Here is a 25,167-nt window from a genome sequence, read left to right on the forward strand (position 1 = left end):
GAAAGGGAGCTACCCGCGCGGCGCAAGCCAGGAGGTGGGGAAGTCTCAAACTATGCATGGACCACCGGGGACGGAAGGGATGCGGCTGACGTGGCCAGAGAGGCGTTCGCCAAGGCCCGGTTGACGAGCGAGCCCGCCTGCACGGATGACGAAAGCACCTCGCTATACCCGACAGCACTCGACAGGGACGCGGGATCAGCAAACAAGTCTCCGGGATTGGCCGCCGACTGCAAGCCGGTCAGCGCGTCGCTGGATTGCCCGATAGACGCCATAAGCGAATTGCCGGCGCCCTGGAGGTTGACGATCATCGTCGCGGCTGAGCTTGGGATGGCAGCGAAGTTCGTGGTCGCCTGAGAGACGAAAGCCGCGCCCTGGAGGTAGGTCGAGGCCGTCGCAAGAGGGCCGCCAAGCCCTACCAGCGTCGCGAGGGGCTGCGCCTGCGCGAAGTCCGTCTGCACTTGCGAGATGGCGCCCGTGGCGTAGCTGGCGGCGTCGGCGATGGTGTTTGTTATGGAGGTGATGGCAGCGGCCGTGTCCGCACCGACGAGAGCACTGAGGCTCGAACTGTTCGTGAAACCGACTGCGACTTGGCTCGGCAGGATCTCCAACTCGACTTGATATCGGACGACGGCGCCCTTCTGCTCCAGACCATACGAATACCGGTGGACGACGACTGTCGCGGCTATCTGCCCGAGAGAGAACGGCACGGCCGCGCCCGCGTCCCGCATCTGCGCCAGCAGGAGCGCCCTTGCCTGCGCGGAGGGGCCGACGAACATGCCGGCAAGGATGAGGCTTCCCGGATTTGGCCCGAGACATTGTATTGATCGGTTGCCGCCTGGCAGCGTGACGATCGAGAGACTCTGCTCGCCCTCAACACGCAGAAAACTGGGAACTTCGCTTCCAGTTAAGACGACGTTGCCGATGGAGACGGGCGCCGACTGGCCGGCAAAGCCGAGCGAGCTGATCGCCGCGACCGTGTTCAGTGCACCGCTCATGCCGGGGTCTTCACTTCAGATCCTAACCCTCGGGATATTGGTGAATTGGGTTGGCGTCGGCAGGTTCTCGGCGTACCAAACGGCTAGCGCAGCGGCCATTACGAGGTCGTCGTGGTCGCGCTCACGTTCCGCCTCAAATGCCTCAGTGCCTGAAGCCCTGATCTTGACGGAGAAGGCGCCTAACTCGTGCTTGAACTGCTGCGAAGCCGATGCGTCATCCGCTACGTCCAGCCTGTCTTGCGTCAAAACGGCTTCGAGCGACGATGCGAGGACCGACTTGGGCACGTTGATCGTCCGGGCGTCCACATGAGTGACGGTCGTCCCGCCTGTGATCGTCACGCCGATCGGCCGCAGTCCGATGTGCCTGAGCCCGTCGACGACAGGACCGCCGACACCGGTTTGATCGCAGATCAACGAGTTCTTTGCGCCGGCCCGCTTCGGTAGCTGGTCCATTATTCCCTTCACCGAAGAGTAAATCTCCGGATATGAGAGACCCAACTCGTAGCGGTGAAGGTTCACAAGGCTGTGGCGAAAGATTCGTTCGCGGCGAACTGCGACTGCTTCTGGTTGAAACTTGGTCCTCTGGTAGAAAACGTTCTCGCAAGCAAGAACTTCGTTGACTACGAGGGCAGTATGATCGCGCAGCTTGCCGATATCGAGGCCGACTATGAAGCAGTGCGGCACACCACCTTCAATGCGCCGGAAGTCCTCTACGGGAGTGTCGTCGTGAAAGCGGTTGGGCAGGTCAAAACGGGACATTAGAACGCAAGCTCCAGGATGGGTGGGTTGCGATGGAAAGCCCTCGCAACGTCTTCCTCGCTAAAGAAGCCTTCCACATTATCGGCCCACGCGCATTCATATTCTCTCGCGAACAGCCACCGGCCTTTCTCTGCTCTTTCTTCTGCCAAAAAGGCAGGCGTGATGCGATTTACCTCGTAGGCTGTCACCCGCTCGCGATGCCAAGCCGGGCCGCCCTGAGTCCATATCTGATGGAAATGTCCCCGACGCCCAAGCGGTGTGCTCATCAAGATAAGCTGGCCGCCATTCTTGGACGTGGCCAGCATCGGTCGGTAGGCGTCGTGCAGCTCGTCGTCGACTCGGCTGGCCTCATCTTCGATAATCAGGTCTGGCGCAGAGTAACCGAGAATGTTGTCCGGGTTCGATCCGGGCAGGGACACCATTCGGCTGCCATTCGGGAACTCCAACTCGGTCGTGCTGTCAGTGACCAGGTATTGTCTTTCGGTTCCGAGCTTATTCAGGTGAGAGGCAACCTTTTTAAGCACTTCTTTGCTTTGGCGCTGAGACTTGCTGAACATCAGGATCAGGCTTCCCGGCTTGTATTTCGCCGTATGAAGCGCCTTTACCGCGACGGTTGATGTCTTGCCCGCTTGTCGCGAGCACAAGAGGATGATGCGCGTGTGCGTGGATGCGAGGACCCGGCCCTGCCAGTCATCCGGAATGAACCGCAGCCGCTCCCGAGCGAACAGGACGGGGTCAAGAGCGTAGGCAAGCTCTTTCCGGAAGTCGGGACCGTCCTGCATCAGTTGACGGCCTCAGAAAGGAATCCGACGACGGCCTCCCGGGCCTGAGGAAAGGCCGAAAGCGCCTCGACGATGCCGGTCTGGATGGTGAGCCACCGAACGTCGGCAAAGACGTTGACGGTGGTTGCCGTTTTCATCTTGCCGCTCAGTTCCCCCCGAAGCCGGAGGCAGTCCAGGGCGACTTTGATGGCCTTGAGCGCCGTATCGTGGTTGTGGGTGCCCTCTGCGCTGGTCAGGATCTGGACGGCGCGCCTTTCGTAGTCCTCGGCCACTTCGAGGAGATCGCCGCCTCTCTCAAGCTCCGACTTTGTGTGGCGCTCGGCCTCGGCCGCTTGGATGAGCTTCGAGAGGTGGAGAAGCCGATGACGTGAAACCGAACGAGGATTGAGACCGTGAATGCGGGCGATTTCGGCAGCCGACGCGTCCGGGATCACGAGGAGGCGGTCGATCTCGTTGCGGTTGGGCGAAACGCATACCGAACAGGGGCGACCTGTCTTATTTCCTCTACGCGCTCGACGAGATGACACCGGCATTGCCACGGAATAGCATAAAGGGCACGTTTTTGCACCTTATTATTGCAGTCACGGTCGTCTATGCATTTGGGTGACTTGTGTTGCACGACGTTTCAGGGCGTTTCGAGACGGCTTGCAGTAACCGGACAATGCGACTTAAGCCAGATTTTAGCCCTTGACCTTCCGATGAGCATGGCGTTACATACCTGACAACGAGCGTTGCGAGGACTGTGACATGGCAAACGGCCGGTTCATCGCCTACTACCGAGTGAGCACAGCCAAACAAGGCCGCAGCGGGTTAGGCTTGGAAGCGCAGCGCGAAGCCGTTTCCAGATATCTCAACGGCGGTGCATGGACGTTGATCGCGGAGTTCACTGAGGTCGAGAGCGGAAGGAAGAACGAGCGCCCTCAGCTCGCCGCAGCTATCGAGCGCTGCAAACGGACTGGCAGTAAGCTAGTCATCGCGAAACTGGACAGGCTCGCAAGAAATGTTGCCTTCATCGCGACACTCATGGAGTCCGGAGTTCCCTTCGTCGCTGTAGACCGTCCAGACGCAAAGCCGTTTGAGCTCCACATCCATGCTGCATTGGCTGAAGAAGAAGCCCGTGCGATCTCCGCCAGGACCGTGGCGGCTCTTGCTGCCGCCAAGGCCCGTGGAACGGTCCTTGGCGGCGTCAGAAAGAATCATAGGCCCGTAGACAGCAGGTTGGGCGCAGCGGCGGCGCACGCCAGTGCGATCGCTTTTGCCAGGGGCGTGCTACCGACGATCGTGGCGCTTCAGGAAGAAGGCAGATCTCTGCGTCAAGTCGCGGCTGCCCTGAACGAAGGAGCAGTCCAGACACGCGCAGGCGGCACCTGGAGCGCGACGCAGGTCTCTCGCGTCCTCGCCGCTTCCCAAGCCTGAGCCGCCGGGAACCGTCGGCCGCGCATCCGGTTTTAACTCATTGAACAGGGCGGGTGCCTGCCCGACAAGTGCTTGTAAGCGCGCATGAAATGACGGGCCGCGCGTCGCACGCCTTTCGTCCCTGCGTTTTTTTTCAGCGACAACATTAAACAAGCTGCCGGGGGTCTCCCTTCCCCGCCGGCCGCACCCGTGCGCGCGCTGCTTCCACTTCACCACCGATCGGGAAAGCGGGACAACCACCAAGGTCCAGACCGGAGAGAAGCCTTGCGGGTGCGTGCGCCGACCCCAGGTCGGGCAACGCACCCCCTACGTAGTAGGGGGACACTCTCTGGGGGGTAGCTTGGAGGACCCTGGAGCGCTTTTTACTGCGACCTTGGAGGACCCAGGAGGAACACCTTCGACCGACCTTGGAGGGAACCTTGGAGGTCATTCCGCCGGGCTTTCGGCGGGTGCTCTGAGCACGATGTGGCGGGTCTTGTCTGAGGGCGCGCCATATTGCTCAACGCAGATTCGACCGTCCGCGAACAGGCGGTTCATCGCCATCTCGAAATCGCGCTTATTGAACGACCGGCGATCCGGATGCTGCGTGAATAGCCTGGGAGCGTAGTTGGCGGAATTGCGGCTTTCGGAGACGTGCCGTCCCATCGGTCCGAATTTGCTCAGTAGCTCAAGAAAGGTAACTTCGGCGCTTGCCTTTTCGATCAATGCCACGGCCCCGAAACTCTCCTGCTGTTCTGCTACCAAGACGCCGTCCGACCAGCGCAGCTTGATTTCGTCCCCGCGCCGGCTGTAGTTCGCCTTCTTCTTCATGAGGATGCGAGCGTTTTCATCTAATGGGCCGCCCTCCTCAGCCCTGGGGGTGATGAGCGCCCAACGCGACCGGGCGGCGCCGTTCCAGCCGGTCGAGCCACCGTCCAGGTCGCCACTGCTGATACCGGACCGGCTGGGATGTGCATTCAGCAACACGGCCGCGTTCAGGTCACGCGCCAAGCTGCCGAGGCCGGTCTTGAGGAAGAGGCTTACCTGCTGGCGTACGTTCTCGTTTCCGCCAAATAGATCGGCCGCCACGTCGAGCACAACGAGGCCGGGGCAGAACTTCTCAGCCTGATCGCGAAAGTCGTGGAACCGCTCGGTGAATACCGGCGTGCCGTCCGGTTCAAAGCGGATCAGCGTGTTGTCGTCGCCGACCGGGCATGACCAACGCATGTCCTCTAGGTCGCGGAAATGGATGCCGTAGGATCGATTAATGGCCTCCTGCCGGCGATGCATCTCGTCTGCGTCATCCTCGCAAAACAGACCGATGGCTCGGCATTGATTGACAATTAGACCGAGCCACCGGTGCCCCGTGGCAGCCGACGTCATGAGTTGCTGCGCGATTAGCGTCTTACCTTCACCTCCCTGCGCGTAGTTGAGCGTGACAGTGCGCAGCGGCATCCATCCTGGGACGATCCACGCCCGCTCCGGAACCGGAACGCCCTGGAGCAGCGACGGTGAGGTAAATGGCAGTGGGACGTATGTTGGCTTCGGATGCTCGCCAAGCGGCTCAATGCGGAATGCCGCAGGCATGCTATCCATTTCCCCGGTCCCAGACGAGTTGGTGGTTGAAGTCGCCGGGGCCGTTTGGCCGAGCGATCCGCACCTGTCGTCCCTCATCCATCCAGCGCCGCGCTGCGGCCTGTGCAGCGCGTTCGCCGGGGTCATCTTTGTCGGCGGCGATGATTATGTCCCGTGCGACCGCCGGCAGCTCCATCGCATGATGCAAATTGCCGCACGAGATTGATGCCCACGCGGGTGCGCCAATCATGAGACTGGCGCTAGCCGCGGTCTCTATGCCCTCGGCGATGATGAGTGGCTGGCCCGGCAGGACTGGATGCAAGCGGATAGCACCCGTCCAGATGGGACCGAGAGATGCCTTTGCCGGCTCGACGGTGGCCTTCCTCGCTGTGACGCGGTCCAGATATGTCCTGTGGACCGCAATCGGGACGCCCTCGACGTTCGACACGACGGCGATCATCGCCGGTAGGGTTCCGCCCTGCGGATGGGAGCAATCGTCTCGGTATCGGAGCGCTGGCGACGTCGCTAAACCAGCAAGGCATCGAGCAGATAGGTATTTGTCGGCCAACGTCCCGGAGGCGCCGATGGAGCCGAGCCAGAGCTTACCTGCGGCCTCCTGCTTGCGCGCCTGTGCTTCCGCCGCCGATTTCGGGTCCTTCCGTACCGGGGGACTCCAGGCGCCGGCTGTGACACGGTTCAGGGCGTTGGCGAGGCCGTCCCGGTCTTGACAGGAAGAACACCATGCCAGAGCGCGGCCACTGTTGCCGGACCGTACACTGAACGACGCTGCATACCCACAGGACGGGCACGATCCGCGCCAGTCGCGCCTGCATTTTCTCAGGCCGAGGCGGGTGGCAAGTTCCGGAGCGCTGATCATGCCGCGCCATCCTGCACCGAGAGGCGGCCCGGGAGCCGATGGCCACCCATTACGCGGAGCATGGCCGGTGGCCCGCATCGTGGGTCAGCAGTTTTTCACACATGGTCGGACCTCTAGAACTTGTCCGGCCGGTTCAGGTGCGCTATTTCAAGGGAGCCCTGCCAAGGTGCCCCAAAGACTGAATGTAAGCGCAGCCCGCCCCGGCAACGGGGCGGGTTTTCTATGCGACGCGCTTCGGGTAAAGCGTTGGCAGGCTATTCAGATATTGTTCATGCGAATCAACTTCGATGAGAGTCGTCCGACCGCGTTTGACGGCACGGTACAGACCGAGTTGCAACTCCCGGTAAACTGTACTGCGTGACAATTTTGCACGCTCACAGACCTCTGGAATTGTCCTGTATCGGGGACGGGCGGGATCATTCATGCCGGCTGCCTCGGAAAGGTTGTTAACCTCTCGGCCTCTGAGCCATCGGACCCAGCCTGTGCCGCGTCATCTGACCAACGGCAGCCGTCTTGTAGCTCTGAGCTCGCCTTGTAGGCATCAGCCTAAGGGAAAGCCAGAACGACCATGACTCTCATACGTCATGGAACGGCATTAAACAAGTCTGGACTTGCGGTTTTCGAGAAGACCGTGAGACGGAAGCGAGTTCCTCAGATACGAGAGACGTCGCTTGTTGATATGTGCGGTGCGGTTATGGAATCGCGGCTGTCCGGTTGGCTAGAGTCCACTGCGGACATTGCTTCATCGCTGCGCCTTTATGGATGGGGTGTTTTGTGCGCGACCTCATGCTGGGTCCCGACAAGCCTTTTCAGGCTTTGATAAACGACCATGTCCCTGCCGCAAATCTCCACAGTGTCGAACATCCTTTCGCGTTTCATTACGTAGAACTTGCTGCTCTTGCAGCCGAGCAACCGCATGGCCTCGGGCTGAGACACGAGAAGCGGGTCTAGGGATGGCGTCAGCTTTTCCATTTATCGTCCTTTCTCTTATTCCGGATGCCGATGCAAACTTATTAGACGAGCCAGGGTGCGGCTTGCAACAGAAAAGCGATAGGATCCGACAGGAACGGATCCTATCCAAACTCTTTTTTGCGAGATGGCGTTTTGCCACTCACGGCTTCAACCGCGACGGTTGTAAGCCAATACTCTGGGTCAGATGCGGCTCCCCGCCATATTACTTGTGTTCAGATAGGATGCTTTCGTTGTGCAGTATAGTCATCTGCCATCGCTGATGATGTCGCGAAGCAAAGAGCCGATAACGGCCCATTGTCCAAAGTCTACGATCGGTAAGCGATCTACGTGGCTTTGAAGTACAATCGCTTTATTTCTGATATCTCGTTTGGTCCTGGCGCGAACATGAGCGGCCTGATCCATAACGTGGTCCAGCTCAGCCAGTCTGTCCGGGCAATACCTTGCTGCTATGGATCGCAAGGCGAGGTTGCGCAGTTCTGCGGCGTTGGCGGTCTCTCTCATGTCGTTAATCCCCCCGCTGCTGCGGTCAATGCCTTGAGCACGAGACGCTGTTTGTCCGATGCCATTTTACAAAAATCTTTTTCACGTTGCTCGGGGCTTTGCGCGTAGGCGCCAGAGACTTCGTCGATGAAAGCGGCGCGTGCTGCGGCGATAACAGCGAGCCGGCCCGAGTGAGTGAGAGGCATCGGCGCGTCGACGATGGCGGCCAATGCGGTCAACCACTTTGAACTGATCTCATCAGTGACATCGTCGTCGCTGGCAGAGTTGCGATTGTCTGCCTCCTGCTCGGCATACATCTTGGCAAATGTCGCACAGGCTGTGAGAACGGCGGCGTCTTCAACCGAAGCGGTTGATGACGTGCCTGCGGGCGGCATGTCCGACTTTCGAATCGAGACAGTGCGATCGCGGCCCATCCTGTCGCGCCTGCTGCGGCAAGGGCCTCGCGGCGGGTCCGGGCGATCATGCGCGCGCTCCCTCAGCCAGTTCTCGAATGAGAGAACCAGACACAGTGAAATCCGCATCGTACTCAAGCGGACTGCAAGCTCGCGCCTTCGCCCTTGCTCCGGCCAAGGACCGGGCCGGTATGTTGCGGATGGTGGCGAGCAAACCTTCAGTCTTCGCGGCGATGGCGTCTTGCTCGGCGTCCGGGAGGTCGGTCCCTGGATGGAGGCGGGACCAAGCCGTAAACCTCGCTTGGGCCTCCGCTTGGTGGTTCAGGTAGTGGGCACACGCTGCCAAGAGGTCAGCATCTGCCCGCCGTCGCCGAGACGGTGTATCACTCTGATTAGCCATGCCGAATACTCCTCGGTTGTGGTTAGGCCGGGCTGGGTGGTGCAAACACCTTGCTCGGCCGCAGACAATCTCATACAAAGTAGGAGGTGCCGTCAACAGATTTGTATGAGATTGTATGAGATGGTGAAGACAGCGGCCTTGGCATTCCGAGTTCAGGCCGAGGTCAAGGTCGCGCTAGAAAGAGCTGCCGCCGCCGACGGGCGCTCGGTGTCGAACCTGACGGACCGAATCCTGCGTGAGTGGCTAGCTGGCCGGGGTTATTTGCGAGCCGAGGAGTCTTCGACATGAATACGTGTCGAGATTGCTCCAAACGTCGGTGAATCGGACTTACGCAGTTGCATCGCCTTCCAAGCGGCTGAAAGGATATGATGAAGCGCGACAAAGACTGCATGCGTGACATCCTGCTTGACCTGGAAGCAGAGGACGAAGTTGATGGAAATGGTACATCCTTCGACCCGTTCGTTCTTGAGGAACGCTTCCGGCCAAAATGGAATTCCAAGCAGCTAAGCTATAACATGGCGCAGCTATTGGACGCTGGCTTCGTTCAAGGAAAACGAGATCAGACTGGCGGCTACTACATCGTAATGATCTCTCATCAAGGACATGAGTTTTTGGATGCTGTGCGGGACATAGCAATATGGGACCAAGCGAAGTCAGGAGCAAAAACCAGCGGGACCTATGCCCTCTCCCTCATCTGGGAAGTGGCACGGTCATTGGTCTTAGCGGAAGTGAAAGCAAAGCTTGGACTATAGTGATAGTCCATTCCGCTCTAGGAGCCATTCCAGTGGAGTTCATCGAGGAGAAGGGCGGGGCATCGCATGGGAATGAGGGAAGGCTCAGAAGGGGCGGCATCATGAAAATCGACATGTCGCCATGAATGACCTGTTTGCTCGTCTTCTAATCGCCCTCCAATCGTGGCGAGCGCGTCGTGACGAACTACTTTGGCACGAATGGGAGTCGTTTTTGCAAGACCGCGCCCGTGGCGGCGGACGGATATTTGAAGTCAAGAAGATACGCCAGTATGCGCAGACCGGAACAAAAGCATTCGCAGCAGACCTCGGTAGCCAGGAAGTCGAGCCAATTTGGGTGGAACGCTCCCATTTGCGAACAAGGACTTACATCCTGGCAACCGACATGTTTCGTCGGGATAAGGCTGGCAGTCATCATGATGAGGACTTTTTACATATTCGCTACGTTGTCCGAACAGTAGATCACAGAGTGTTTTCTGGCTGGACGAGGCACAATCAGCGGAGGCAGCCCATCAGCAGGTAAGTAGGCTTCGCTCTGCCGTGAAAGAACGCGCCGCCGTCTAGTTCGCGAACCGGGCCGATATCAAGTCATGGCCCCTACGGTTGCCCTCCCCCACTCCTCCATCATCGCCCGCCGCTTCTCGAACAGGTCCCCACGCCTGTAGGCTGCCTCGACCTTGTCCCCAACAACATGGGCCAACGCCGCTTCGGCCACCTCGTTCGGAAAGCTTGTCTTCTCTGCTGCCCAGTCCCGGAAGGTGCTGCGGAAACCGTGCGGCGTAACGTCGCCACGCTTCATCCGACGCAGGACCATGGTCATTGCCATGTTGGACAAAGGCTTGCGCGCCGCAGCGCCAGGAAAGATGTAGCGGCCCGGCTCGGTGTCGGGACGGAGCTTCGCCAGCTTCTCCAGCAAGGCGAGCGCAGGAGCGGACAGCGGCACCCGATGTTCCCGCGCCGCCTTCATCCTAGAGGCTGGCACTGTCCATGTCTTCGCCTCCAAGTCGATCTCCCCCCATGTGGCGCCGAACGTCTCCCCACTTCGAGCGGCCGTCAGAATCGTGAACTCCAGCGCGCAGGCTGACAGCCCGGTCTGTCCGCGCAGCGCAGCCATGAATGTCGCGATCTCAGTCCACGGGAGCGCCGCGTGGTGAACCACAGGCGCGACCTTCGCTCGCGAAGGCAGCAGCTTGACCAGGTGCCCTCGCCAAGTGGCTGGGTTTTCTCCCTGACGCCACTTCATCGCCTTTGCATAGTCGAGGATGCTCTCGATCCGACCCCTAACCCTCGCCGCTGTCTCAGGCTTTGTGCTCCAGATTGGCTGCAAGGCAGCCAATACGTGTTCTGTCGCCACGTCTACAACCGCTACGCTCCCAAAGTTCGGATACACGTAGGTCCGGAGTGTTGCACCCCACTGAGCCGCGTGCTTGCTGTTCCGCCAGCCAGCCGCATGAGCCTTGATGTAGCCCTCAGCGACCGTCTCAAAGGTGATCGCCTTCACGGCAGCCTTCTGCGCCTCGGCCTTGGTTGCAGCGGTGGCAGCGTCCCGATCAGCAAGTGGATCGCGCCCCTCTCGCACGGCTACATGCAGCGCATTGGCCGCCTTCCGAGCATCGGCAAGCGATACAAGGCTCTTGCCCCCTCGTGCCCGCCCAAGGCCCATCTCGCGCATCCGCCGGGCGCGTGTGTAACGGAACACCCAGAAGGCTACATCTGTGCTCCGGACGAGCAAGTATAGTCCGTCTCCGTCGCCGTAACGACCGGGCCGCGCGTGCTTCACGCTTTGGGCTGTCAGTCCGGCTGCCCGCACCGGCATTCGCTCTCTCCGCCAACAGGGGATGAATGGGTATCCCCTCGTCAATCCCCTAACCATCGTAGCGAACGGATACGGATGCAAGTGGAGAATTATGGAGGAACAAAAGAGGGAAATCGCCTGTTAACCGGCATACAAGCCCGGCCTCGCGAACCATTATGGATGCTTGCGGATCGGTATATGGCGGAGGGAGTGGGATTCGAACCCACGGTACGCTTTCACGCACACACGCTTTCCAAGCGTGCGCCTTAAGCCGCTCGGCCATCCCTCCGGGCGGCGGACCATAGCAAAAGCGGGGGGGTAGGCAAGCGACGTGAGGGTCAGGCGTCCATCTTCAGGGCGGCGAGGAAGGCGCTCTGCGGGATTTCGACGCGGCCGAACTGGCGCATACGCTTCTTGCCCTCCTTCTGCTTGTCCAGCAGCTTGCGCTTGCGGCTGATGTCGCCGCCATAGCACTTGGCCGTGACGTCCTTGGACAGGGCGCCGATGGTCTCGCGGGCGATCACCCGGCCGCCGATCGCCGCCTGGATTGCGATCTTAAACAATTGGCGGGGGATCAGGCCTTTCAGCTTGGCGCAGATCGAGCGGCCGCGGGCTTCGGCGGCGCTGCGATGGGCGATGAAGGAGAGCGCGTCCACCGGTTCGAGATTGACCAGGATGGAGATGCGCACCAAGTCGCTCTCCTCGTAGCCGTCCATTGCATAGTCGAAGCTGGCGTAGCCGCGGCTGACCGATTTCAGGCGGTCGTAGAAGTCGAACACCACCTCGTTGAGCGGCAGCCGGTAGACCGCCATCGCCCGGTCGCCGACATAGGTGAGGTCGATCTGGCGGCCGCGCCGGTCGTTGCACAGCGTCAGCACCGGCCCGAGATAGGCGTCCGGCACCATGATCGTGGCCTTGATCCAGGGCTCTTCGATGCTCTCGATCTGGCTGGCATCGGGCATGTCGGCGGGGTTGTGCAGCTCGTCTACGGCGCCGCGCGTGGTGTGCAGCTTGTAGACCACCGAGGGGGCGGTGGCGATCAGTTCGAGGTTGAACTCGCGGGTCAGCCGCTCCTGGATGATCTCCAGGTGCAGCAGGCCGAGGAAGCCGCAGCGAAAGCCGAAGCCGAGTGCCGCGGATGTCTCCGCCTCGAAATGAAAGCTCGCATCGTTCAGGCGCAGGCGCGACAGGCTCTCGCGCAGCTTTTCGAAGTCGTCGGCGTCAATCGGATACAGGCCGCACCAGACCACCGGGATCGAGGGCTTGAAGCCGGCGAGCGGCTCGGATGCCGGGCGACGATCGTCGGTGATGGTGTCGCCGACATTGCAGTCCGCCACGGTCTTGATCGCGCCGGTGATGTAGCCGATCTCGCCGGGTCCCAGATCGTCGACAGGGCGCATCACGGGGGTGAAAACGCCGATCTGTTCGAGGCCGTGCGCCGCGCCCGTCGACATCATCCGGATGCGCGCGTGCCGGCGCAGCCGCCCATTCTTGATCCGCACCAGGATGATGACGCCGAGGTAGGCGTCATACCAGCTATCGACCAGCAGCGCCTGCAACGGCGCCTCGGCGTCGCCGACCGGAGGTGGCAGGCGGGTGACCAGGGCTTCGAGCACGCCCTCGATGTTCAGGCCGGTCTTGGCCGAGATCAGCACCGCGTCGTCGGCGGGGATGCCGACCACATCCTCGATCTGCTGGCGGACCTGCTCGGGTTCGGCCGCCGGCAGGTCGATCTTGTTGAGCACCGGGACGATCTCGTGGTTGGCGTCGAGCGCCTGGTAGACATTGGCGAGCGTCTGCGCCTCGACCCCCTGGGAGGCGTCCACCACCAGCAGCGAGCCCTCGCAGGCGGCGAGCGAGCGGCTTACCTCGTAGGCGAAATCGACATGGCCGGGCGTGTCCATGAGGTTGAGCGCGTAGGTCTTGCCGTCGTGGGCCGTATAGGCGAGGCGCACGGTCTGCGCCTTGATGGTGATGCCGCGCTCGCGCTCGAGCTCCATGTTGTCGAGGACCTGGTTGGTCATCTCGCGTTCGGTGAGGCCGCCGCAGGCCTGGATCAGCCGATCGGCCAGCGTCGATTTGCCGTGGTCGATATGGGCGATGATCGAGAAGTTGCGGATCAGCGAGAGCGGCGTGTCGGTCATGGCCGCCTCAATAGGCGCAAATCGGGCGAAAGTCAGCCGTCCGCTGGTAGCAGGGAGGGTGGGGGCGGTTCGGCCGCTTTCGGCAGGGGTGCGGGGTCGAGGTCGCGCACGCCGCAGGTGCGCAGGAAGGCGGCAATTTCGTCAAGTGTTCGCGGATCGCGGGTCCGGTCGGCTTGGTCACCCGCGGGGACCCAGATGATGGTGTTGAAGCGCGCACGGGTTAGCAGCACGCGATAGGTGTTGAGGCGATAGGCGATCTTTTGCCCGTCGCGGGCGATCTGCCAGGCGGTGCCGCGAAAGGAGCGCACTTGCCAGGCTTGCTGACTTGGCAGGCGGATCAGGTCGCCGTCCCAGCACAGACCCACATGATCGAGCTCCAGCCCCTGCACGGAAAATTGCGTCGCCACCTGTTCCAGTGCGTCGGACGCGCGGACATCACGCGGGTAGCGATCGAGAAACCAGCGCGCCACGGCATCGGCGTCCATGTGTGGCAACTCCGCGCCCAGCCCTTCGGCGCGCAGCCGTCGGGCGGCGGCGCTGCATACCAGGCCGGCGCGGTGGACGTCGCGGCAGGCGGCGCGCAGGCCGGCGCGCAGATCGTCGAGGCGTCGGGTCAGGCGAAACGGCACCTCCCCGTGCTGCGTGATGATCGCCCGCGCACCGGCGGCGTCCGCACGTAACACCGCGTCGACCCAGCCGGGCGCTGCGTCATGGCGCAGGGAGCGCACCGGCACGGTGAGATGCAGGTCCGCGTCGAGGATCATGCCGTCCAGTTCGGGTAGCCGGTTGCGAGGTTCACCGTTGGCCGACAGGGTCTGCGGGGCGGCGGCTACGCGCCATTCGGGGCGGGTTCGCACCGCGTCGCCCCATTCGGCCAGGCCGCCTTCGCCGTCGTGGATTTCCTGGCCATTGCCAATTAGGCAGACGATGACGGCGAAATCGGCATGACGCACCATGATGTCGAGCAGATGCGCGGGCTCGGAGCGGTCGAGCTGCACGGGTCTGTCCCGGGTCTTGGCGATGGCCTGGGCCGCGGTCCAGGATCGCTGCGCCTCGTCGATGATGATCACGCGCTCGGGCGGTGCGGCACCGCTGCGCACCAGATCGTCGCGGAAGGCGGGGAGGGCCTGGATCATCGCCTTGATCCGGTGCTCCGCGATGCTGCGTCGCTCTCCCTGCAGCATCGCGTTGCGCACCAGCGCCTCGCGCAGAACATGCACCAAGGTCGGGTTGCCGGTGAGGAACGCGGCGCCGGTGCTGGCCTGCACCCCGAACGCGGCATTGAGCCCGCACAGCGTTTTGCCCGCGCCGGGAATGCCGGTGACGAACAGAATGGTTTTTTGCGAGGTTGCGCGCGCCTGCCCAATTAAAGCGGAGATACAATCGGTGGTTCGGGTCAGATTAAAGGTGTCGGCGCGGGCGCTGACGATCTCCGCCACGTCATGACGCGAGAACAGCAGGCAGGCAGCGTCGATAACGTTGGGAACCGGGCGATAAACCGCATGCTCCCAGGCCCGGACGTCGAGTGCGACCGGCGGATCAGCAAGCCGCGCCGCAAGATCGCTGAGCAGTGCCGGCAGGGAGGCCGCATTGGCATGCAGCACCGCGGGTGCGGCGCCAGGGAAGACGAACGGCAGCATTTGCGGGCCCGGTGTCGCGTCGGTCGCGATCAGGATCGGCAGGATCGGGTGACGGCGCGACCCGGCATGGAAATCCTGCAGATCGAGCGCATAGTCCATCGTCTGTTGGCGGTCGTTTTCGTTGAATTGTTCAGCGCCGATCTTGAACTCGAGCACAAAGATGGCGCGTGGTGACAGGAGCACGGCGTCGATGCGTCCGCGTAGGCGCGGGATCTCGAACTCGATCAGCAGGTGCCATTCTGCGGGCTCCGGCAGGGCCGCGACCGACAAGCGCAGGATCTCGATCTGACGTGACCAGGCGCGAAGCTGCTGGACCTCATTCGTGCGATAAATGCGGGCTGCGACGTGGGTCAGTTGGCCGATCAGCGCCGGCTCTTCGGCAGCCAGGAACGCAGCGATGTTGCCGGACCACCATGCAGAAGGCTTGGTATTCGCAGGTGGGGCTTCAGAATTCATCTATCTGCTTTACACCGTTATCGTAACGGCTTTACACACCTAACTGAATCGTCCTACTGGCGCAATGTTGCCCCGGTCGCCTTTGAAACGGCCGCAACGATCCTGGCGCACACCGCCTCGATCTCGGCGTCGGTCAGGCTATGGTCGCCCGGTTGGATAACGACTTCGATGGCCAGGGATTTTTGTCCTGCCGGTACTCTTTCGCCAACATAGACGTCGAACAGGCTGACATCAGTGATGAGGTTTCGCTCGGCGCCGCGGGCGGCGCGTAGTACGGATTCAGCGGTGATGTCTGCGGGAACTTGGAAGGCAAAGTCGCGGGTCAACGGTTGCAAAGCGGCGAGGCTGGGTGCGGCGCGGCGGCGGCGTTTCGGATCGGCGATGGTATCGAGGAACAGCTCGAAGCCGGCCGTCGGCATCGCCAGGCCGAGATCGCGCAGCACCGCCGGGTGCAGATCACCGAAGCAAGCGAGGATCGTGCGCGGACCCTGGCGCACCTGGCCTGAGCGGCCGGGATGGTAGTGGCGTGGCGCGTCGTTGGTGACGGCGAGTGCGTCCATCGGCACGCCGAGCAGTTCGAGCGTCGCCAGCGCGTCCGCCTTGGCGTCCCAGAGTGTCGCCGGCTCGAAGCCGTGGCCGGGACGGCGCGGCGTATGGCCGGCGCGCAGTCCGGCGGCGATCAGCGTCTGGCCGTCCTCGGTGAAGCCGGGTCCGACCTCGAACAAGGCGAGGCAATCGACGCCGCGCGCGGCGTTACGCTTGGCGGCGATGGCGAGGCTCGCCACCGGGGTCGGGCGAAGCTGGTCGAGGTCGGCGGCGATCGGGTTGAGCAGGCGCAGGCTGTCGGGGATGGCGCCGAACCATTCCGCCTGCTCGCGCGCGATGAAGGAGAAGCCCACGCACTCCGCCATGCCGCGCGCGGCCAGGGTGCGGCGTGCGGCGGCGGCGCGGGCCTGGCGCGGGGTGAGGGCGGCGAGCGGCACGGTGGAGAGCACGGGCAGTGGCACCGCCGGCACCTGGTCCAGGCCGCGCAGGCGGAGTACCTCCTCGATCAGGTCGCATTCGGCTTCGACCGCCGAGACGTCATCGGCGGCGAGTTTGCGGTCGGCGGCGAGATCGGGCGCGGGTTCAAGCAGCGCCGGCACGGCGATATCGTTGCGCCAGGACGGGACGTCGAAGAGTGCTGCGTCTGGCGTGCGCGTGCGCACGGTAAAGCCGAGCGCCTCAAGCGAGGCGACGGCCTCGTCCGGCGGCACGTCCAGGCCGCCTAGGGCCGCGATCTGCGTGAACCGCAGACGCGCAATGCGGGCCCAGTCCGGAGCCGCGCCTGAGGCCACGACCTCGCTCGCCTCGCCGCCGCACAGCTCCAGGACCATGCGCGTGGCCGCCTCCAGGGCGGCGACGGGAAGTGCGGGGTCGATGCCGCGCTCGAAGCGCTGGCGGGCGTCCGAGGTGATGCCGTGGCGGCGGCCGGAGAGGGCCACGCGGATTGGGTCGAACAGCGCGCATTCGATGAACACGCTGGTGGTGGCGTCCGAGGCGCCGGTCGCGGCCCCACCCATCAGGCCGGCAAAGGACTGCACGCCGTGTGCGTCGGCGATCACGCAATCCTCTGGGTCGGCGATGTAGTCGCGCCCGTCCAGCCCGCGGAACGTCTCGCCGGCGCCACGGCACAGCAGCAACTCGCCGCCGGCGATGCGGTCCGCGTCAAACACATGCAGCGGCCGGCCGAGATCGAAGGTGAAGAAGTTGGTGATGTCGACCAGCGCCGAGATCGGACGCAGGCCGATGGCACGTAGTCGCTCTTGTAGCCAGGACGGGCTGGGTCCGTTGCGCAAGGCCCGGATCGTGCGGCCGAGCACGTAGGGGCAGGCCTCGGGGAAGTCGTTGCGCCAAACGACAGGGGAGGCGAAGCGGCCCTCCACGGTCTCGGCGAGCCAGGGCCGCAGATGGCCCAGTCCGGCGGCGGCGAGGTCGCGCGCGATGCCGCGTATTGCCAGCGCGTCGCCGCGATTGGGGGTGACGGCGATCTCGACCACAGGATCGTCGAGGCCTGCGAAGTTGGCGTAGGACTGGCCCGGGGTGGTGTTGTCGGCGAGCTCGGCGATGCCGTCATGCTCGTCGCCCAGGCCGAGCTCGCGCATCGAACAGAGCATGCCGCGACTTTCGACGCCGCGTATCTGGCCGATCTTGAGCGGTGTTCCGGTGGACGGGATCACAGCACCCGGCGGTGCGAAGATCACCGAGAGGCCCGCGCGCGCGTTCGGGGCGCCGCAAACCACCTGCGCCGGCTCGGCACCCTCGTCGCCGATATCGACCAGGCAGACACGCAGTCGGTCGGCATTGGGGTGCGGCTCGGCGGACAGGATGCGCGCCGTGCGGAAGGCGACGAGGGCGGCGCCACGATCGGAGACCGATTCAACCTCCAGGCCGATCCGGTTCAGCGCGGCGAGGATCTCGTCCAGTGATGCCGTGGTCTCGAGATGGTCGCGCAGCCAGGATAGGGTGAACTTCATGCCCTCACAGCCCCTCATGCAGCAAAGGTGGCCGCAGCGGCGAGGTGCTGTAATGGCGCAGCCAGCGTATGTCGCTGTCATAAAAGGCACGCAGGTCGGGGATGCCGTGCTTGAGCATGGTCAGCCGCTCGATGCCCATGCCGAAGGCGAAGCCGGTGTGCTCGCGCGGGTCGACGCCGCAATTGGCCAGCACGCGCGGATGCACCATGCCGCTGCCGAGCACTTCGAGCCAGTCGCCGCCGCCACCGATCTCGCCGGTGCGTCGGCTCCAGCCGATGTCGACCTCCATCGAGGGTTCGGTGAACGGGAAGTAGGAGGCACGGACCCGGACCGGCAGGGCGGGCTGGTCGAAAAAAGCGCGCAGGAACTCGATCAGGCAGCCCTTGAGGTGGCCGAGCGTGATGCCGCGATCGACCACGAGCCCCTCGCATTGATGGAACATCGGCGAGTGGGTGGCGTCGTGGTCGGCGCGGTAGGTGCGTCCGGGGACGATCACCCGGATCGGCGGCGCCTGGTCCAGCATGGTGCGTATCTGCACCGGCGAGGTCTGGGTGCGCAGCAGCCGGGTGGGGTGGCCCTCCGGGGTCGGCAGATAGAAGGTGTCGTGGTCGGTGCGCGCCGGATGGTGCGCCGGCGTGTTCAGGGCGGCGAAATTATGCCAGTCGGTCTCGATGTCGGGACCCTCGGCGAGGCGAAAGCCCATGGCGCCGAAGATCGCCACGATCTCCTCGATGGTGCGGCTGATCGGGTGGATCGAGCCGGACGGCACGCGCTGCACCGGCAACGTGACGTCGACCCGCTCGTGGCTCAAGCGTGCATCCAGGGCGGCGGCCTGCAGGGCCTGGCCGCGCGCCTCGATCGCCGCATCCAACTCGTCGCGCAGGCGATTGAGGGCGGCACCGCGGGCGCGGCGCTCGTCTGGCGGTGTCTTGCCGAGCGCCTTGAGCAGCGCGGTCAGACGGCCGGATTTGCCGAGGGTGGCGACACGTATGGTGTCCCAGACGCGCAAATCGCCCGCCGCCGCGAGGGCGGCGAGCGTCTCATCGCGCAGGCTCTCAAGCTGGTCGGACATCCGTCTTGATTAGGCGAGGGCTGCCTGCACCTTGCTGACGATCTCGGCAAAGCTAGCGGCGTCATCATAGGCAAGGCTGGCCAGCACTTTGCGATCGAGCTCGATGCCGGCCTTGTGCAGCCCGTTGATGAAGACGCTGTAGGTCATGCCGTGCTCGCGCACCGCGGCGTTGATCCGCTGAATCCACAAGCCGCGGAAGTCGCGCTTCTTGTTGCGACGGTCGCGGTAGGCATATTGCAGCGACTTCTCGAGGCGTTCGAGCGCGATGCGGTAGTTGGTCGATGAACGGCCGACGAAGCCCTTCGACTGGGCCAGAACCTTCTTGTGCCGGGCGTGGGTGGTGACACCCCGTTTGACGCGTGCCATCTGTCAGGTGCTCCTCATGCCAGCCCGTAGGGAGCCCACTGCTTGACCGTCTTGGCGTCCATTTCGGTCAGCGTCTGCGAGCCGCGGTTGGTGCGCTTCATCTTCTGCGGGCGGTTGATCAGGCCGTGGCGCTTCATGCCGGGGCCGGCGAGCACCTTGCCGGTCGCGGTGATCTTGAACCGCTTCTTGACCGACGACTTGGTCTTCATCTTGGGCATTTTCATCTCCTTGCACTGCGCCTTCGAGCCGATACGAAGGCAGCCGTTACGGCCGGGCATGCCCATACAGGCCCGGGCGCGCGAACGGGAGCGGGGTATAGACTGACGCGATGGTGCATTCAAGAGCGCCCGTGGGCCTTGCGAATCGGTGGCGGCGCGCGGCCCGCGGGCGTAGAGAAAGCCGATGGACACACATCCTTCAGATCTCTCCCTTCCTCCTCAAGCGGCACCCCGGGCCGATCTGCTGACCGGCAGCCCGGTCTACAAGCCGTTCCGCTACCCGTGGGCCTACGAGGCTTGGATGACACAGCAACGGGTGCATTGGCTGCCCGAGGAGGTGCCGCTCGCCGACGACGTCAAGGACTGGCATCGCACGCTTTCGGCCGGCGAGCAGAACCTGGTGACGCAGATCTTTCGCTTCTTCACGCAGTCCGACGTGGAGGTGAACAACTGCTACATGAAGCACTACAGCCAGGTCTTCAAACCGACCGAAGTGCTGATGATGCTCTCGGCCTTCTCCAACATCGAGACCATCCACATTGCCGCCTACAGCCACCTGCTCGACACTATCGGCATGCCCGAGGTGGAGTACTCAGCCTTTCTCAAATACAAGGAGATGAAGGATAAGTACGACTACATGCAGGGCTTCTCGGTGGCGAACAAGCGCGAGATCGCCAAGACGCTGGCCGCGTTTGGCGCCTTCACCGAGGGGCTGCAGCTGTTCGCCTCGTTCGCGATCCTGCTCAACTTCCCGCGCTTCAACAAGCTCAAGGGCATGGGGCAGATCGTCTCCTGGTCGGTGCGCGACGAGACGCTGCACTGCCTGTCGGTCATCCGGCTGTTCAGGGTGTTCATCCAGGAGAATCCAGAAATCTGGACGGACGATCTGCGCGCCGAGATCACCGGCATCTGTGCCACCATCGTAGATCATGAGGACAGCTTCATCGACCTCGCCTTCGAGATGGGCGCGGTCGAAGGGCTGAATGCCGAGCAGGTGAAGAGCTACATCCGTTTCATCGCCGACCGCAGGCTCACCCAGCTCGGGCTGGATCCGCTGTATTTCGTCGAGCGCAACCCGCTGCCCTGGGTCGACGACATGCTCAATGCCGTCGAGCACGCCAACTTCTTCGAGAACCGGGCGACCGAATATAGCCGCGCCTCGACCCTCGGGACATGGGAAGAAGCCTTCGAGGACAGCGTGTTCGCGCGCGGCTGAAGTCACTAACGCAGTGTTATCGTTGCATTTCCGTTCCAGATGGGACGGAAGGGGTTGCACGGTTTGGCAAAAAACTCCAATCACGCGTTCGAGAGCAGTTCCCTTATGCTTAATTAACGATTATATATTGGGAGCCCGGGGCGTAACGAGCGGGTGATCCGGTGACAGCCGGGCCAGAACGAGGCGCACGATGCAGAGCGAGAGCCGGACCGGCCTGGTCCTTGATCTGGCAGACATGATGAGCGGCCTGCCGCCCGCCGTCGCCGGCGGCATAGCCGGAGGCATCGCGGGTCTGGCCGGAGGTGCCCCCAGGCAGAACCGCAGGCTCCCTGAACGTATCCTGGTTGCCGCCCATCAGGCCTGCGACCTCGGTGATCTCGACGTCGCGGCGCAACTGCTGACTATCCTTGAGACCGTGATCGGCCAGACCAGGGGATCGTCCAGAACGCCGACCGATCCCGCCCGCCGTCGCGTCATGGAGAGCCTGATCGCGGCTCACCAGCGTCTGTGGCATCTACGCCATGCCGATACGCCAATGTCGGACGCTGCTGCCGCCTCGACGCGCCCGGCGACGATGATGTCCTCCGGTCTGCATGAAGCACCCGAGACGTTCGGTATGGGATCAAGTGACTAACGCCCACGACGCTTCAGAGCCCCAAGTATAACGCCTCGCCGCCGCGGAGCACTCTATCCGCATCCTCCGTGTAGCCGCCGCCCGCCTTGTGCAGCACCAGTCCAGGCAATACTCCACCGCCCGCGGCGGACCCCGCGCGTCCTTGCAGCAGCACGATCTTGGCCGCGACTCCAGCCTTTGGCCAGAGCGGCAGCAGGGTTACCGCACCGAAGCCCGAATCAAGCATCGCCCCGCTCGCTTGCGCATGCGACGCCGCCGGCAGGATCAGCGTCAGACTGGCGGACCGGGTGAGCAGCGGCGCCAGGGCAGCAATCCAACTCTCCAGCAAGCCTGGGGCCGCCCGCCGGGCCAGATCGCGCCGCGCGAGGGGCGATGCGCTCGCATTTGCACGGTGCCAGGGCGGGTTGGCGAACACGTGATCGAAGCGGCCGAGCCCAGCCGGCAGCGTCGGCAGACGGGTTTCATGCACCACCAGCTGATGCAGTCCGTTGGCACTCCAGTTGTGCCGGGCGAGGGCCGCCGTCGCAGGATCGGCCTCGACGCCGGCGCCAGCAAGCCCGGGCTGGCGCGCGCACAGACACAGCATCCCGGCGCCGGCGCCACAGCCAGCCTCAAGCACCCGCTGCCCAACCCGCGCCGGGACCGCGGCTGCGAGCAGGACCGGCTCGATCCCGGTGCGGTATCCATGCCGGAACTGACGGTAGGACAACCGGCCCGCGAGGAGCGCGCCGTCCGTCGTCTGGTCTTCCGTCTGGTCCCCCCCTTCTTGTCCCCTCATCTGGTCCCTGGGGGCCCGCTTGACCCACCCTGGCATGCCGCTCATATGGTGCAAGCCGTCCAAAAAGGTGAGGAGGATCGTGCTTGCGCCTTGTCGCCACTCTGCCAGGCTCCGTCCAGACCACAAATTCTGACGCGGGGCCAGACCGTTCGGCGGCGCATGATCTTCCCTGCCAGGATGCGCTTCTCGCTCTGTCGGAACTGCTTGCCGACGACATGCAGGCGTGCAACCGCGCCATCGTCGCACGCATGGACAGCCCGGTCGCGCTGATCCCCCAGCTTGCAGCCCATCTGGTGGCAGCCGGCGGCAAGCGTCTGCGACCGTTGCTCACGCTGGCCTCCGCCCGCTTGTGCGGCTACCGCCCTGATCCTGCGGCAATAATCCCCCGCCATGTCGGCCTCGCCGCCTGCGTCGAGTTCATCCACACCGCGACGCTCTTGCACGACGATGTCGTCGACGACAGCCAGCTTCGGCGTGGCCTTGCCAGCGCCAATGCGGTGTTCGGCAACAAGGCCTCGGTGCTCGTCGGCGACTTCCTGTTTGCCCGCTCGTTCCAGTTGATGACCGAGGACGGCTCGCTCAAGGTCATGGCGATCCTGTCCAAGGCGGCGGCCACCATCGCCGAGGGCGAGGTGCTGCAGATGGCCACCCAGAACGATCTGTCGACACAAACCGCCCGCTATCTCGAAGTGATCCACGGCAAGACCGCGGCCCTGTTCGCCGCCGCCTGCCGGGTCGGTGCCGTCGTCGCCGCGCGTCCGGAGGCCGAAGAGCTGGCGCTGGAGTCGTTCGGCACCAACCTTGGCATGGCCTTCCAGCTCGTCGACGACGCGCTCGACTACGCCGCCGACCAGGCGGAGCTCGGCAAGACCGTCGGCGACGATTTCCGCGAGGGCAAGATCACCCTGCCGGTGCTCGCCGCCTACGAGGCCGGCGACGAGAGCGAGCGCCGCTTCTGGCAACGGGTGATCGAGCGCAGCGAGCACATCGATGACGATCTCGATCACGCGATGGCGCTGATCGCCCACCGCGACGGTATCGGGGTCACTCTGGCGCGCGCCCGCGACTATGCCCATGCGGCGTGCGACGCGCTCGCCATATTCCCCGACAGTCGCCTGCGCCGGCTGCTAGGCGACGTGGCGCTCTATACGGTCAGCCGCGGCCGCTAGTGCAGCGACCCAAACAGACCTTACAGGTCTGTTTGGGTCAAAGCTGCACGATATCAATATGCTAGGGCACCTTAGACCCAAACAAAGCTGTTCGCTTTGTTTGGGTCGGTGCACTAGTCGCGAGCGCCGCCGCCACCGCTTCAATGACCGGTCGCCAGTCTGACGAGCGGTCCTGACGAAACAGACGCATGCCCGGATACCACAAGCTGCTGTCCTGGCCCCGTATCCAGCGCCAGTCTGTGGCAAAGGAGAGCATTACCAGCGAAGGGACGCCCAAGCTGCCCGCAAGATGGGCCACCGCGGTATCGGGTGTAACAACCACGTCGAGCTGCATGATCGCCGCTGCCGTCTCGGCGAAGTCGGTCAGCTCCGGCGACAGATCGCGGATTTGCCCGGCGGGGGCCGCCCCCAGATCCGCGGCCCTGCTCCCGACCTGCAAACTATGCCACTCAACCCCGGCCAGCGCCCATAGCGGCGCCAACTCGGCAAAGGCGAGCGAGCGCCTGCGGTCGTTCGGGTGCCCAGCATTGCCGGCCCAGACGATGCCGCAGCGCAACGCCGCGGTTCGCGGCAGGCGCGCCCGCCAGTGGTCGAGCGCTTCGTCCGGCGGCGAAAGATAAGGGATCGAGGCCGGCACGGTCTCCAGGGTGGTGAGAAAGGCGTGCGGCAGACTGAGCAGCGGACAGTGCAGCGTGTGTTCCGGCACCGCCTCGCCCTCGGCGATGACCGCAATGTCGGGAAAGCTGCTGCGCAGCAGACGCGCCAGCGGTCGCGGCGCGCCCAGGCACACCTGTCCGCCCAAGGACGCGGCGCGCGCCGCCACCAGCGGTGCGTAGCGGCAGAACTGGATGGTGTCGCCAAGGCCCTGCTCGGGGATCAGCAGGATCGTGCGTCCGTTGAGCGGCTCGCCGCGCCAGAGAGTATGGGCAGGCGAAGGGCGGAATGCACCGGCGGCCTGGCTGATCGAGAACCGCCAGTCATACTCGGCCCACCCTTGGGCGAAGCGCCCCAGCCGCAACAGCAGCATGGCGCGATGGTGCCGCGCCTCGGCGTCGTCGGGCCTGAACCCGATTGCAAGGTCGAGCAGGGCCAGCGCCTCGTGCGGCCGGTCCTGCTCGTCGAGCACCAGCGCCAGGCTGGCGTAGCCGGAGGCCTCGCCCGGACGCAGCGCGATCGTGCGCCGGAACGACGCTTCCGACTCCTCGTGCCGGTCGTGCCGGCGCAGGATATGGCCGAGATTGATCCAGCCCTCGCCGTAGTCGGCGCGCGCGGCGACGGCGGCCTGGAAGGCTTGTATCGCGGCCTCGTCGCTGTCGAGGGCTGTGAGCGAGACGCCGAGATTGTTGAGCGCCTCCGGGTAGCCCGGGCGCAGCGATAACGCCCTGCGCGCGGCGCAGACCGCCTCCCAGTGCCGTCCGAGATGTCCAAGGACCATCGCGAGATTGCAATGATATCCGGCGGTCTCGCCTATGGCCAGCGCATCTTCGATCAGCCGCACGGCCTCCTGGTGGCTGCCTTGCGCATCGCGCAACACACCGAGCAGATGCAGCGCCTCGGCGTTCCGCGGATTTTCTGCAAGCACGAAACGATATCGTGAGGCGGCCTCGTCAAACCTGCCGGCGCGATGCGCGGAAAGTCCGAGTTCCGTTTGCGAAACCGGGGAATCAACCATGCCTCGCTCGCATCGCACCATGGTCAAGATCGAAACGTGTCGACCCAAACCGGTCAAGCAGGAAATTGCGATACAGCAATTATCTCGTTTAACG

Annotated in this window: 22 protein-coding genes, 1 tRNA gene and 1 pseudogene; 5 read left to right on the forward strand and 19 right to left on the reverse strand. The window is 63.7% G+C overall.

Annotation, left to right across the window (positions count from 1 at the left end; all coding sequences use genetic code 11):
• Nucleotides 1-50: 50 nt before the first annotated feature.
• From ACQY4K_RS17520 to ACQY4K_RS17535, 4 genes are read right to left on the reverse strand one after another with little or no spacing between them, the layout of a single operon-like run.
• Nucleotides 51-995 (reverse strand): hypothetical protein, encoded by a 945-nt coding sequence (locus ACQY4K_RS17520; protein ID WP_428391480.1) that lies wholly within the window; start codon nucleotides 993-995, stop codon nucleotides 51-53.
• 15 nt (nucleotides 996-1,010) lie between these two features.
• The gene (locus ACQY4K_RS17525) at nucleotides 1,011-1,754 is read right to left on the reverse strand and encodes a hypothetical protein (RefSeq protein ID WP_428391481.1); all 744 of its coding nucleotides are present in this window, start codon (nucleotides 1,752-1,754) and stop codon (nucleotides 1,011-1,013) included.
• Entirely contained in the window at nucleotides 1,754-2,536 is a 783-nt protein-coding gene (locus ACQY4K_RS17530) for a terminase large subunit domain-containing protein (protein ID WP_428391482.1), read from the reverse strand. The genes ACQY4K_RS17525 and ACQY4K_RS17530 overlap by 1 nt, the downstream gene beginning before the upstream one ends.
• Nucleotides 2,536-2,970, reverse strand: a complete 435-nt coding sequence (locus ACQY4K_RS17535) for a hypothetical protein (RefSeq protein ID WP_428391483.1) — start codon at nucleotides 2,968-2,970, stop codon at nucleotides 2,536-2,538. Before ACQY4K_RS17535 ends, ACQY4K_RS17530 begins: the two co-directional genes overlap by 1 nt.
• Before the next feature lie 313 nt (nucleotides 2,971-3,283).
• Between ACQY4K_RS17535 and ACQY4K_RS17540 the strand changes: the two genes are divergently transcribed.
• A complete protein-coding gene (locus ACQY4K_RS17540) occupies nucleotides 3,284-3,952 on the forward strand; it encodes a recombinase family protein (RefSeq protein WP_428391484.1) in 669 nt (222 codons plus the stop codon).
• Nucleotides 3,953-4,378: 426 nt separating this feature from the next.
• Here the strand turns inward: ACQY4K_RS17540 and ACQY4K_RS17545 are convergent, their stop codons facing one another.
• The 4 genes from ACQY4K_RS17545 to ACQY4K_RS17560 all read right to left on the reverse strand — a co-directional run bounded on the left by ACQY4K_RS17545 (nucleotide 4,379) and on the right by ACQY4K_RS17560 (nucleotide 8,269).
• Nucleotides 4,379-5,518: an AAA family ATPase gene (locus ACQY4K_RS17545; RefSeq protein ID WP_428391485.1), complete on the reverse strand. Its 1,140-nt coding sequence runs from the start codon at nucleotides 5,516-5,518 to the stop codon at nucleotides 4,379-4,381.
• A gap of 1 nt (nucleotide 5,519) precedes the next feature.
• Nucleotides 5,520-6,461, reverse strand: coding sequence for a DUF7146 domain-containing protein (locus ACQY4K_RS17550; protein WP_428391486.1), 942 nt, complete (start codon nucleotides 6,459-6,461; stop codon nucleotides 5,520-5,522).
• A 1,137-nt stretch (nucleotides 6,462-7,598) separates the two neighbouring features.
• The gene (locus ACQY4K_RS17555; RefSeq protein ID WP_428391487.1) at nucleotides 7,599-7,856 is read right to left on the reverse strand and encodes a hypothetical protein; all 258 of its coding nucleotides are present in this window, start codon (nucleotides 7,854-7,856) and stop codon (nucleotides 7,599-7,601) included.
• Nucleotides 7,853-8,269, reverse strand: coding sequence for a hypothetical protein (locus tag ACQY4K_RS17560; RefSeq protein WP_428391488.1), 417 nt, complete (start codon nucleotides 8,267-8,269; stop codon nucleotides 7,853-7,855). The genes ACQY4K_RS17555 and ACQY4K_RS17560 overlap by 4 nt, the downstream gene beginning before the upstream one ends.
• Nucleotides 8,270-9,016: 747 nt before the next feature.
• Between ACQY4K_RS17560 and ACQY4K_RS17565 the strand changes: the two genes are divergently transcribed.
• Entirely contained in the window at nucleotides 9,017-9,400 is a 384-nt protein-coding gene (locus ACQY4K_RS17565) for a DUF2513 domain-containing protein (RefSeq protein ID WP_428396200.1), read from the forward strand.
• Nucleotides 9,401-9,980: 580 nt separating this feature from the next.
• Here the strand turns inward: ACQY4K_RS17565 and ACQY4K_RS17570 are convergent.
• The 9 genes and pseudogenes from ACQY4K_RS17570 to rpmI all read right to left on the reverse strand — a co-directional run bounded on the left by ACQY4K_RS17570 (nucleotide 9,981) and on the right by rpmI (nucleotide 19,604).
• A complete protein-coding gene (locus ACQY4K_RS17570) occupies nucleotides 9,981-10,898 on the reverse strand; it encodes a tyrosine-type recombinase/integrase (RefSeq protein ID WP_428396202.1) in 918 nt (305 codons plus the stop codon).
• 51 nt (nucleotides 10,899-10,949) lie between these two features.
• A pseudogene (locus ACQY4K_RS17575) lies at nucleotides 10,950-11,270 on the reverse strand (Arm DNA-binding domain-containing protein); the annotation flags it as partial.
• A gap of 121 nt (nucleotides 11,271-11,391) precedes the next feature.
• Nucleotides 11,392-11,481 (reverse strand) — tRNA-Ser (locus tag ACQY4K_RS17580).
• Nucleotides 11,482-11,530: 49 nt separating this feature from the next.
• Nucleotides 11,531-13,336, reverse strand: coding sequence for a translation elongation factor 4 (gene lepA, locus ACQY4K_RS17585; protein ID WP_428391489.1), 1,806 nt, complete (start codon nucleotides 13,334-13,336; stop codon nucleotides 11,531-11,533).
• 32 nt (nucleotides 13,337-13,368) lie between these two features.
• Complete coding sequence (locus tag ACQY4K_RS17590; protein WP_428391490.1) at nucleotides 13,369-15,432, reverse strand: DNA/RNA helicase domain-containing protein; 2,064 nt, start codon at nucleotides 15,430-15,432, stop codon at nucleotides 13,369-13,371.
• A gap of 53 nt (nucleotides 15,433-15,485) precedes the next feature.
• Nucleotides 15,486-17,948 (reverse strand): phenylalanine--tRNA ligase subunit beta, encoded by a 2,463-nt coding sequence (gene pheT / locus ACQY4K_RS17595; RefSeq protein ID WP_428391491.1) that lies wholly within the window; start codon nucleotides 17,946-17,948, stop codon nucleotides 15,486-15,488.
• Nucleotides 17,949-17,952: 4 nt separating this feature from the next.
• Nucleotides 17,953-19,020, reverse strand: a complete 1,068-nt coding sequence (gene pheS, locus ACQY4K_RS17600) for a phenylalanine--tRNA ligase subunit alpha (RefSeq protein WP_428391492.1) — start codon at nucleotides 19,018-19,020, stop codon at nucleotides 17,953-17,955.
• A 9-nt stretch (nucleotides 19,021-19,029) separates the two neighbouring features.
• Nucleotides 19,030-19,386 carry a 50S ribosomal protein L20 gene (rplT, locus tag ACQY4K_RS17605; protein WP_428391493.1) on the reverse strand — a complete coding sequence of 119 codons (357 nt, stop codon included), beginning with the start codon at nucleotides 19,384-19,386 and terminating at the stop codon, nucleotides 19,030-19,032.
• 14 nt (nucleotides 19,387-19,400) lie between these two features.
• Nucleotides 19,401-19,604: a 50S ribosomal protein L35 gene (gene rpmI / locus ACQY4K_RS17610; protein ID WP_428391494.1), complete on the reverse strand. Its 204-nt coding sequence runs from the start codon at nucleotides 19,602-19,604 to the stop codon at nucleotides 19,401-19,403.
• 184 nt (nucleotides 19,605-19,788) lie between these two features.
• Between rpmI and ACQY4K_RS17615 the strand changes: the two genes are divergently transcribed.
• Nucleotides 19,789-20,820, forward strand: coding sequence for a ribonucleotide-diphosphate reductase subunit beta (locus tag ACQY4K_RS17615; RefSeq protein WP_428391495.1), 1,032 nt, complete (start codon nucleotides 19,789-19,791; stop codon nucleotides 20,818-20,820).
• Between the two features lie 190 nt (nucleotides 20,821-21,010).
• Nucleotides 21,011-21,454: a hypothetical protein gene (locus ACQY4K_RS17620; protein WP_428391496.1), complete on the forward strand. Its 444-nt coding sequence runs from the start codon at nucleotides 21,011-21,013 to the stop codon at nucleotides 21,452-21,454.
• Nucleotides 21,455-21,467: 13 nt separating this feature from the next.
• Here the strand turns inward: ACQY4K_RS17620 and ACQY4K_RS17625 are convergent, their stop codons facing one another.
• Entirely contained in the window at nucleotides 21,468-22,232 is a 765-nt protein-coding gene (locus ACQY4K_RS17625) for a tRNA1(Val) (adenine(37)-N6)-methyltransferase (protein ID WP_428391497.1), read from the reverse strand.
• 215 nt (nucleotides 22,233-22,447) lie between these two features.
• On the opposite strand from ACQY4K_RS17625, the gene ACQY4K_RS17630 reads away from it, so the two are divergent.
• Complete coding sequence (locus tag ACQY4K_RS17630) at nucleotides 22,448-23,401, forward strand: polyprenyl synthetase family protein (RefSeq protein WP_428396204.1); 954 nt, start codon at nucleotides 22,448-22,450, stop codon at nucleotides 23,399-23,401.
• Between the two features lie 61 nt (nucleotides 23,402-23,462).
• Here ACQY4K_RS17630 and ACQY4K_RS17635 read toward each other — a convergent pair whose 3' ends face one another.
• Nucleotides 23,463-25,073 carry a tetratricopeptide repeat protein gene (locus tag ACQY4K_RS17635; protein WP_428391498.1) on the reverse strand — a complete coding sequence of 537 codons (1,611 nt, stop codon included), beginning with the start codon at nucleotides 25,071-25,073 and terminating at the stop codon, nucleotides 23,463-23,465.
• Between the last annotated feature and the right edge of the window lie 94 nt (nucleotides 25,074-25,167).

The sequence above is a fragment of the Lichenicoccus sp. genome (genome assembly GCF_965276875.1).
Classification (GTDB): Bacteria; Pseudomonadota; Alphaproteobacteria; order Acetobacterales; family Acetobacteraceae; genus Lichenicoccus.